9 protein-coding genes and 4 pseudogenes are annotated in these 9418 nt (G+C 56.2%); 9 read left to right on the top strand and 4 right to left on the bottom strand.

Annotated elements, in window-relative coordinates:
- The 5 genes and pseudogenes from E8M78_RS16150 to E8M78_RS16140 all read left to right on the top strand — a co-directional run.
- On the top strand, nucleotides 1–199 hold a 199-nt coding region (locus E8M78_RS16150; RefSeq protein WP_137136030.1), incomplete at its 5' end, for an antitoxin VbhA family protein.
- A gap of 53 nt (nucleotides 200–252) precedes the next feature.
- The gene (locus E8M78_RS24140; RefSeq protein ID WP_348640122.1) at nucleotides 253–684 is read left to right on the top strand and encodes a hypothetical protein; all 432 of its coding nucleotides are present in this window, start codon (nucleotides 253–255) and stop codon (nucleotides 682–684) included.
- Nucleotides 644–817: a Fic family protein gene (locus E8M78_RS24135; RefSeq protein ID WP_348640123.1), complete on the top strand. Its 174-nt coding sequence runs from the start codon at nucleotides 644–646 to the stop codon at nucleotides 815–817. The genes E8M78_RS24140 and E8M78_RS24135 overlap by 41 nt, the downstream gene beginning before the upstream one ends.
- Before the next feature lie 20 nt (nucleotides 818–837).
- Nucleotides 838–1329 (top strand): hypothetical protein, encoded by a 492-nt coding sequence (locus tag E8M78_RS24130; RefSeq protein WP_348640121.1) that lies wholly within the window; start codon nucleotides 838–840, stop codon nucleotides 1327–1329.
- 221 nt (nucleotides 1330–1550) lie between these two features.
- Nucleotides 1551–1703, top strand: a pseudogene (locus tag E8M78_RS16140) (ArdC family protein); the annotation flags it as partial.
- 867 nt (nucleotides 1704–2570) lie between these two features.
- Here the strand turns inward: E8M78_RS16140 and E8M78_RS16135 are convergent.
- The 4 genes and pseudogenes from E8M78_RS16135 to trbB all read right to left on the bottom strand — a co-directional run.
- Nucleotides 2571–2795, bottom strand: a pseudogene (locus tag E8M78_RS16135) (conjugal transfer protein TrbE); the annotation flags it as partial.
- 10 nt (nucleotides 2796–2805) lie between these two features.
- The gene (locus E8M78_RS16130) at nucleotides 2806–3105 is read right to left on the bottom strand and encodes a conjugal transfer protein TrbD (protein WP_137136029.1); all 300 of its coding nucleotides are present in this window, start codon (nucleotides 3103–3105) and stop codon (nucleotides 2806–2808) included.
- A 31-nt stretch (nucleotides 3106–3136) separates the two neighbouring features.
- Nucleotides 3137–3475 (bottom strand): TrbC/VirB2 family protein, encoded by a 339-nt coding sequence (locus tag E8M78_RS16125; protein ID WP_137136028.1) that lies wholly within the window; start codon nucleotides 3473–3475, stop codon nucleotides 3137–3139.
- A pseudogene (trbB, locus tag E8M78_RS16120) lies at nucleotides 3465–4432 on the bottom strand (P-type conjugative transfer ATPase TrbB). The gene E8M78_RS16125 and the pseudogene trbB overlap by 11 nt, the downstream one beginning before the upstream one ends.
- 440 nt (nucleotides 4433–4872) lie before the next feature.
- On the opposite strand from trbB, the gene repA reads away from it, so the two are divergent.
- The 4 genes and pseudogenes from repA to E8M78_RS23860 all read left to right on the top strand — a co-directional run.
- A complete protein-coding gene (repA, locus tag E8M78_RS16115; RefSeq protein ID WP_137136027.1) occupies nucleotides 4873–6060 on the top strand; it encodes a plasmid partitioning protein RepA in 1188 nt (395 codons plus the stop codon).
- Nucleotides 6061–6134: 74 nt separating this feature from the next.
- On the top strand, nucleotides 6135–7121 hold the full coding sequence (repB, locus tag E8M78_RS16110; RefSeq protein WP_137136026.1) for a plasmid partitioning protein RepB: 987 nt from the start codon (nucleotides 6135–6137) through the stop codon (nucleotides 7119–7121).
- Nucleotides 7122–7275: 154 nt separating this feature from the next.
- On the top strand, nucleotides 7276–8490 hold the full coding sequence (gene repC, locus E8M78_RS16105) for a plasmid replication protein RepC (protein WP_137136025.1): 1215 nt from the start codon (nucleotides 7276–7278) through the stop codon (nucleotides 8488–8490).
- Between the two features lie 799 nt (nucleotides 8491–9289).
- Nucleotides 9290–9418 (top strand): annotated as a pseudogene (locus tag E8M78_RS23860) (IS6 family transposase); the annotation flags it as partial.

Raw genomic sequence — 9418 nt, 5'->3', positions numbered from 1 at the left:
TCATGCCCCTCGCCCCGATCGCTCTCCGGAAGCTGTTGCAGCACGGAAGAAGGCTTCTGATCAGGCACGCGCTGCGAATATGCGGCAGGGTTACACCGGTGACCCGGTCTTGGAAGAAGCGAAGGCCCGCTACGTCGCGGGAGACATCACTTCCGAGGAAATGCGCCAAGAGATGCTGGCCCGATTCAAGCGGCCTTGATCATCACCTAGACATTTGTAGCGGCCGCCTGTGAACTCAGGCGGCCTTTTTGCATGAGGTTTCGCTTGGCCCGCGATGATAAAGCCAAAGGCTCCTACACCTATCCCAACACGTCAGAGGATGAGGATTACAAGGATGTTCTGAAGAACAAGCTCAATATCAGGAGCTATTCAGAACTACGCGAAGCCGAGTACGCGATTACGGACTCAAGGATTACGGAGCTGGCCGAGGGAACGGGCCCTACCGGCAATCACGATGCAGCGCATCTGAAGGCTCTGCACGGCTACATCTTTCAAGATATCTATGAATGGGCAGGACACACGCGCAATGAAAGCCCTGTCGTCGCTGGGCATCGGGTAGAGCCGGTAGGCGGGCTTTCGAAGGGCGATACGATTTTCCTCCCCGGCTCGCGCATCGAAATGGGCCTCAACGAGGCGCTGAGGCCTGCTAGAGACGTTCAGGGCTTGCGAGCCGCTTACACCTGAGCAGTTCTCCGAGAAGGCCGCTCACGTCCTATCTGAGTTGAACTATGTTCATGCCTTTCGCGAAGGCAATGGAAGGGCAAACGAGGCTCTGGTGGTCTCATTGGGCGCACCTATGGGCATGACATCGATCTGACCGTCATCACCAAGCCTCGCATGATCGAGGCATCCATTGAGACCACCAATGATCCGTCCAGTCAGGCGATGAAGCATCTCATCCAGGATGCGATGGATCCCAACCGCCGCGAGGCGATCCGCAGCGCCATGTCAGATCTTGAGCAGGCTGGCGAGAAACCCTTCGAGCACAATATCCGCACGGCCCGCCCGGGCGAAGTGATCGAAGGGCAGGTTCTCGGCCATGACAATCGCGTGGCGAGCCTTGTGACCGACAGGGGGATTGTGGCCGTTGACCGCGCTGACCTTCCCGAGCGGATGCCTCCTGACGACGAGGAGGTGAAGTTCACCGCGCGATCTGATTTCAAGACTCTGGGTCGGCCGGAACAGGTCCAAGATGCCCAGTCGCAGCCAAGTCAGCAAAAGGCCCAAGAGCCTCAGTCGCAGCACATCAATGCCGAGCTTAAGGCTATCGAAGCGCAGCAGCTTGCCGATCGCCAGCGAAACCGCCACCAAGACGACCGAGAGCGCTGACCTGCGGCCCTATCGCTGCAGTGAGGGCCTTTGTCGTCGGCCGGGGTGCCTACGCTCAGCGCCCTCTCCTGTCCGTTGGATGGTTTGACGGACAGACTACGATAGCCCCTCACCCATTCAACCGCTTGCGCGGTCCTACACTCCTTTGCGGCCCTACGGGTGCATGGGCTCGTTTCGCTATCTTCGGATCTTTGCCGTCAACCAACTAACAGGAGACGGCAATGCAGAGCGTAAAGGACACCTACCAGCGGATCACCGACACCATCATCCAGCAGCTCGAGGCCGGCACCAAGCCCTGGATTCGGCCATGGCGCGGAAATGTTCGCAGGTCGGCTACGCCGCTGCGTGCCTCCGGCGAAGCCTATCGCGGCATCAAAGGTGCGCTGTAACGGCGCAGGTAAGGAGGTACTATGACAACATAGTCAGGTCTGCTGGTACGACTTGTGCCCACCGGACTAACCTCGGTCAGCAATGACTGTTACCTCGAAAGAGGCGGGGGACAACAGCATGTCCGGAGCAAGGCCCAAAGCGTCGAAGCCGTTTGCGGCGTGGAGGGTCAGGGCAAGGTGTGTATGACGAAGGCTATACTGCTTGAACCCCAGTTTGCAGCGACGAAAACCCGGCGTGGTACCGCAGAACGGTTGACGCGGTATCTCGGACAGTCGGGCGGTGCGCCGTTTACACCGCTCGCAGATCGTGTATCGGATATTGAGATTCACGATGACCAACCTGTCCGACGCATCCTTCGTATGAAGGGGTAAGTGAATGAACGGGGCGCCTAACCACACTGTATCCTTCTACTTGCGTAATTACAGGATGCCCTACAGCAGGCGTCGATTTGATCGGCGGCCTGTATGGGCACGGAGCCGCCATAGTACTCAAATGCCCATCGTAATGGCTGGGACAGCCATCGGGCGACTGGTGGACAATCGAGGGTATAAGTAAGGGGTGACCCGCATGAAATCCTTATCGATTTGGGGAAGGGCGGCAGCTTCTGCGACCCGAGGATCAATCACGGAGGTGTGCTAATGCTACCAAATACTGTTGAACGAGCAATCGGATCTCTCCCGACCGTGGTCCGGTCGGACCGACGGGTCAATGGACTCTTTCGCCTGATAAAAAGCCCGTCCCTCTGGGATCAGGCCTATCAGAAGGTCGCGTCAAACAAAGGAGCGATGACGCCCGGCATCAATGGAACCACGTTTGACGGCTACCGTCGGGACGCGAACCGCTTCTACCTAGATGATCCAGCCCGAGCAGAGACGGGATAGGATGGCGTTAATTTGCCGTGAGAGTTCGTTGCGCTCCTGATCTGAGGCGCTTTCGGAATCGGGACCCGCGAAATACCAACCAGCCATCAGGCTGCCGTCCTTTAGCAGCATCACGCCGTTATCAACCATCCCAGCATAAGGAACGAGATCGGCAAAGGAGGGTCCAGTCGAGCGAAAACGTTTGAGTGCAACCATGTTCGCCTCCTTAGTATCGGCGCCAAGGCGTGGATGTGGAATTGTAGTAGGGTTTGTAGGAGATGTGGCGGAGGTAGAGGCGCCGCATCAGCGGGTCGGATCTCGCCATCAGTCGGAGCAGACCCACGATGAAAATCCAAACCGCGACCCCGAACACTGCCGAATAGACCGTGAGGACGACAAAGATCAAAATGACGGCAGCAAGGCCGGTGATCATCAAGAGTTCGCGGTCTGCCCCAAGCAGGAGATTCGGTCGCGACAATGCCCTGTGGATGCGGTTGCGTTGCAGACCTGGATAGCCGTCAGGCATCCCTCCCCTCCCCTGCAGCCATTGGAGCAGCCTATTGCTCTTCAAGTGGAGTTCCGATCGAAGCGCCCGTCGCACCGAACAAGCCCACGATCGTCGTTGCCCTTAACAGCATCCCCGCTACCAGGACAACGTACATCAGCCTGCGGGCGAAATCGTTTAATTCGCCACCGAAGATAAGCATACCGCCGGCAATCGCCACGGCCGCGAGCGCGATGTAGCCAGCGACCGGTCCAGTAATCGACTTCTGGATCTGTTCGAACGGACCTTCCCACGGAAGGCTTCCCCCCGAGCTCGCAAGCGCAGGCGATCCCAGGAAAATCGCCACGATCGCCAATCCAGCGAAAGTTTCCGTACTCTCATTAAGCTGCATTTCTTGGTTCCTCTCCGTGGGATTCTGTCTGATCTTGGCCACATGCAAATTTAGTGACATGCAGGATGTCGCTCACCCGGCGTCCGCGGGGGCTGTTCGTTCGATGGAAACCACGAGGTCGACCGCATCGCCTATCACGCCTTGCATCGGTTGCTGGCTCGCCTCCGCTGTCAGTTGCTCAAGGCGCTGGAGCGCCGATCTGGCTGTATTCGAATGGATCGTGCAAAGGCCGCCAGGATGGCCTGTGTTCCAGGCTTTCAGCAAGGTCAGCGCAGCACCATCACGCACCTCACCGACGATGATCCGATCCGGTCGAAGGCGCATGGTACTTTTCAGGAGGCGCGCCATGTCTATTTCGTCGCTCGTATGCAGGGCAACCGAATTTGCCGCCGAGCATTGGATCTCCGCCGTATCTTCCAGAATGACTAGGCGGTCTTCCGGTGCGTGCTCGACGATTTCCGCGATAATCGCATTGGCGAGCGTGGTTTTGCCCGACCCGGTCCCACCGGTTACGACGATGTTCAGTCGAGATTTCACCGCACTTCGGATGATCTCGGCCTGCTTGGCGGTCATCACCTTCTTCGCCACGTAGGCATCGAGCAGTATGAGCTGGGATGCGCGCCGCCGGATGGTAAATGAGGGTGCGGAAACAACGGACGGCAATAGCCCTTCAAAACGGTGTCCGCCAATCGGCAACTCGCCTGACACGATCGGGTGCGCGTCATCGACTTCCGAATCAAGAACGTGGGCGACGCTGCCGATGACAGTCTCCGCAGAGCCGGGCCGCATATCGCCTGCCGGCGTGATGCCATGACCGAGCCGCTCGATAGACAGCTTGCGGTCAGGGTTCAGCATGATCTCGACCACACTCGGATCGTCAAGCGCTACGCAGATCTGATCTCCCAATGCTTCCTGCAGTTTCCGAATCAACCGAGGTAGGGACCGGTGCTGCGTCATTGGTACCCTCCCCTCCCGAATGAAAGGTGCTTTAACCGCTTTCTTTGCTCGCTTTCTCGTCCGCCTTCCACAGCCATCAATGGTGCTCCTCTGCTGGATGCGAGGAGCTTTGCGATGTTCGGACTCAGGCTGCTACTATCAAAAGTGGTAGCGCCCGATTCTGAGTGCGAACCCCGATTCAGCCGACCTGATCGCGTGTCGGTGACAAAATCTGACTATCAAAACTGGTAGTCTCCACAGGGCTGGCAGCGGTGGCCTCAAAAGTAAGCTGCTGCTTTTGCTGAGAAATGTTGATTTCTCGGGAATTATCGGGAGAACCGCGCGAACTGAGTTAAGGGTTTGTTTACCCTATTTTCCTTGCCATGATCTGGGAATCGGGTGATTGTCACGATAATTGGACAAAATCCTTACGATTATCGTGACTGAGGACGATCAGCCAAATGAACGTGAAAATGGCCGCTTTGGAGAAAGTGACGAGTTTCGCGGATACTATCCTCGCGCAAGGAGGGGATATTTCCTCGAAGCTCGATATGCTAAGGCAGGAGAAATTCCCGCCGAATGCTCAAAAGACCCTCCGCCAATTTTCACTGGCGGAAGTCGCCGATTTTGTCGGCGTCTCGCAGAGTTATCTAAAGAAGCTGCACCTGCAGGGAAAAGGTGTGGAGCCAACTACCACGTCGACCGGCCGTCGCTACTACACCGCCGCCCAAGTCAACGAGCTTCGCCAACATCTCGATCGTGTTCCACATCGGCAGGCCCATGAAAAGCTGCAGGTCATCGCAGTCGTCAACTTTAAGGGCGGCTCGGGAAAGACCACGACATCTGCCCACCTTGCGCAGTTCCTGGCGCTAAAGGGCTATCGAGTGCTTGCGGTTGATCTCGACCCCCAAGCCTCCCTGACGGCGCTCTATGGGATCCAGCCTGAGCTGGACGAGAAGAATTCTTTCTACGAGGCACTGCGTTATGACGATCAGCGCAAGTCGATCAAAGACGTCATCCAGCCCACGAACTTTCCAAATTTGGATGTGGTGCCAGCCAACCTTGAACTGCAAGAATACGAGTATGACACTCCGATTGCTATGCAGCGCAAGGATTCAACGGCTGGAAAACTTTTCTACACCCGCATCGGCGATGCTTTGGCCGAAGTCGATGACCAATATGACGTCGTCGTGGTCGACTGCCCTCCCCAGCTCGGTTATCTGACGCTGACAGCACTGACGGCAGCAACATCGGTCCTCATTACCGTGCATCCCCAGATGCTCGACATCATGTCGATGTCCCAGTTTCTGTTGATGCTTGGTGAGATCCTCAAGAGTGTCGAGAGCGTGGGTGTCGACGTGTCGCTTGACTGGTTCCGCTATCTCGTGACTCGCTACGAGCCCACCGATATCCCGCAACAGCAGATGGTCGGCTTCATGCAGTCGATGTTCGCGCAGCAGATGATGAAAAACCACATGGTCAAGTCAACTGCTGTTTCGGACGCGGGTTTGACGAAGCAAAGCCTGTATGAGGTCGAACGCGCGCAATTCACAGCGTCCACGTACGACCGCGCGCGGGAATCCATGGATGCCGTGAACAACGAAGTCATCGAGCTCCTGCAGAAGGCATGGGGGAGACGCCATGCTTAGTAGATTGTCAGCGGTACAAGCCGTGATTTTAGAGAGCGAAAACAGCAGTTTGACTAAAACTGAGGCGTTATCCAATGGCACGTAAAGATGTTTTCGCAAACATAACGTCGCCGGCAAGTTCGGGTACCGAACGGCGCGCAACGCCTGGCTACGCGACGCATGGGGCGTCTCGATCGATGATTAGCTCGTTGAGCGAGCTGCGCGAAAAAGTCGCGCAGGCCGAACAGCAGATTTCCGGCGAGACGATCATTGATCTCGATCCTGAACTCTTGGACTCGTCCTTCGTCGCAGACCGGATCGGAGCAGACGATCTCGCTTACGGCGAGCTTGTTGAGGGTATCCGGGAGCGCGGACAGGATACACCGATAATGGTGCGCCCTCACCCGACAGCCGATGGCCGGTATCAGATCGTGTTTGGACATCGCCGAGCGCGCGCCGCAAAGGAACTCGGCCGCCCAGTTCGCGCTCTGGTAAAACAGCTGTCCGACGCGGATCATATCATTGCTCAGGGGCAAGAAAACTCAGCCCGCGAGAACCTCTCCTTTATCGAGCGCGCTATGTTCGCACAGAAGCTACTGGAGCTTTCATACGAAAAACCCGTAATTCAGGTGGCGCTCTCCGTTGATGCGCCGATGTTGACGCGAATGCTGTCGGTAGCGAGCCGCGTTCCATCGGATATCGCAAATGCAATTGGCGCAGCAAAGTCTGTCGGCCGCAATCGCTGGACCGAATTCGCTCAGTTGATCGAGAAGCCGTCGACGCTCGAGCTTGCGCGGACATTGATTGATGATGCGACATTCAAGTCGCTGGAATCAGATGCCCGATTTGAGCGCCTTTTGGCAGAGATCAAGAATGCCTCGAAACCCGCGAAACGTCCCACTAAGGCTAGTGAATGGCAAGCCCAGGACTCAAGCGTGCGCGCGGAATTCAAAGGAAGCGGGAGGAGCTATTCTATCGCCCTCAAAGCGAACGAAGCCGGCAGGTTTGGGCGGTTCATTGCCGATAACCTAGACCGCTTGCATCAAGAGTTTCTGAAATCAACCAGAGCAGAGGAAAAGTAGCGGCAAAAGAAAAAGGCCCCCAAACGTCGCCGTCGTGGAAGCCTTCCTCATGTCTAAGCAGCCTGAGAATCGCATTTCCATGAATCGCAGTCAAGAGTCTTTGGCGCCAGTTTGGTGAGCGGATTTCCTTTGCCTTTCGAAAGGTGAGAGGAAAATGCAGACAGAAAATGTGACGACGCCATTCGGGCGGCGGCCAATGACGCTTGCCTTGGTGAAAGGTCAACTCGCAACGGCAAACATCAAGGCAGGGAAGACTGTTGATAAGTGGAAGGTCTATCGTAGCGCCTGCGAGGCGAGAGCCCTGCTCGGCCTGCGGGATCGCGCGCTCGCCGTCCTTAACGCGCTGCTGAGCTTCTATCCAGAACAAGAACTCAGCGAAGACCGCAATCTTGTCGTGTTTCCGTCCAATGCGCAGCTAGCCATTCGCTCCAACGGAATCGCAGGAACGACCCTACGGGAAAACCTGGCGCTCTTGGTGGACGCGGGGCTGATTCATCGTAACGATAGTCCAAATGGCAAACGTTACGCCCGTAAAGGGAGTGATGGCGAGATCGAGACAGCGTATGGCTTTAGCCTCGCGCCGCTGCTCGCACGCGCTGAGGAGCTTGCTCTAATGGCGCATCAAGTGGCGGAAGAGAGTCGCCACCTCCGCATCACAAAAGAGCGCATCACGATCGCCAGGCGCAACGTACGCAAGCTCATTACGGCTGCCGTGGAGGAGGGGTTACCAGGGAATTGGCAGGCAGTTGAAGACGCCCTTATCGGGGCGATTGCGCGCGTAAAACTCGCCAAGACAGTTGCGGCCTTCGAAGCTTGCCTTAACGAACTCAACCTCCTAAACGAGGAAGCTGTCAACTTGCTGGAAATGCAGCTAAATTCTCGAAATTCCGACGCCAATGCTAACGAAATCCGTCACCACATACAGAATTCAAATACCGAATCGTTAAATGAACTTGAACCTCGCTCCGAAAAAGAGCAGGGCGATCCGATGGTGGTTAAACCGAAGCGTAATGCCGAGCCGATAAAGGCGTTTCCACTAGGTATGGTTCTGAGGGCATGCCCGCAAATTTCTGACTACGCGGTTGGGGGGACGATTTCCCATTGGCGCGAGCTGATGGCTGCGGCGGTGGTAGTTCGCACCATGCTCGGAGTAAGTCCGTCAGCCTACCAGGACGCTTGCGAGACCATGGGGCCGGAGAATGCCGCCGTGGCCATGGCCTGTGTTCTTGAACGAGCTGGGCACATCACGTCGCCGGGCGGTTATCTGCGAGATCTGACGAGGCGCACGGAGGAGGGCAAGTTTTCGCTTGGCCCGATGTTGATGGCCCTTCTTAGAGCGCATGAACCTCAACGGCGGCAATTGGCATAACGGCCGTAGACGTGGCGACGGCACGTGGTCGACCTTCAGTCCGAAATTGTCAGCGGTACAGATGGCGTTTTTTCGCAATGAATTCAGAATGATGACCTCATTTTATTCGGTATGCTCCTGGGTAGCTACGCCTTTTGATCCGGCAATACCCTCTTGTAATATTTGGTATCACGGTTGCCATAAGAACCGCGATCAGCCAACTCTTCGGCTACGCACAGCATCAGCGCTGGGGAGACTAAAGTTGATCGTGTTTGAAACACCGACGATCGCGCATTGGCCCTGAAGAACGGCTTTTGGCTGGCCTGAGCAATTGGGCCAAACAATTTCCCGGGCATTTGGCCTAAGTAACTTAAATTAGTAGCGAGGTGATCAGTCGAAGGGGAAGATGTCGGCTGGATTCTCTACTTGTTGCGGTACGTCTCCGGGACGAAATGGCTTTCGAAATAGTATGTAGCAGCCGGCGAAGTCCAAGGCGGGCCAGTCTATATCGAATTTAGCGTATCGTGACGTGTGGGTGTCCGTGACGATAGACGAGATCAACTGAGGAAGGACCAACCTCGATCGAAGCGGAAGGGGGAGGTCCGAAACGTATAGGAAGTCGTAAGGGTTGTTGATGACTTCGTAAACGTTGACGCGTGCCTCCACCAATTCACCGGACAAGAAAGTTTGCAGATCTGCTTGGCGTTCTTCCACTGCCAAGACGGTCTCCTCAGAAACCGCCAACATTGCTGAAATGGCTCTGTTGCAAAAAATTGACTGATCGGCGGCCGAGCGCTGGTGATTTTCTGCGAGACTTTTGATGAGCGATTTTAAGTGGCGTCATTTTCAGGGCGATGTGATCTTGTGGGCCGTGCGCTGGTATTGCCGCTATGGAGTGAGCTACCGCGATCTCGAACAGATGATGGCCGAACGCGGTGTGTCCGTTGAT

Source organism: Rhizobium sp. FKY42 (assembly GCF_005222835.1).
GTDB lineage: Bacteria > Pseudomonadota > Alphaproteobacteria > Rhizobiales > Rhizobiaceae > Neorhizobium.
This window is presented reverse-complemented; position numbering and strand designations above follow the sequence as displayed.

Bases quoted from the DNA above. Each gene is read 5' to 3' on its own strand.
- E8M78_RS16125 (WP_137136028.1), bottom strand. From the start codon at position 3,475: ATGCAGCTTAATGAGAGTACGGAAACTTTCGCTGGATTGGCGATCGTG.
- E8M78_RS24130 (WP_348640121.1), top strand. From the start codon at position 838: ATGATCGAGGCATCCATTGAGACCACCAATGATCCGTCCAGTCAGGCG.
- repB (WP_137136026.1), top strand. From the start codon at position 6,135: ATGGCACGTAAAGATGTTTTCGCAAACATAACGTCGCCGGCAAGTTCG.
- repA (WP_137136027.1), top strand. From the start codon at position 4,873: ATGAACGTGAAAATGGCCGCTTTGGAGAAAGTGACGAGTTTCGCGGAT.
- repC (WP_137136025.1), top strand. From the start codon at position 7,276: ATGCAGACAGAAAATGTGACGACGCCATTCGGGCGGCGGCCAATGACG.
- E8M78_RS16130 (WP_137136029.1), bottom strand. From the start codon at position 3,105: ATGCCTGACGGCTATCCAGGTCTGCAACGCAACCGCATCCACAGGGCA.
- E8M78_RS24140 (WP_348640122.1), top strand. From the start codon at position 253: ATGAGGTTTCGCTTGGCCCGCGATGATAAAGCCAAAGGCTCCTACACC.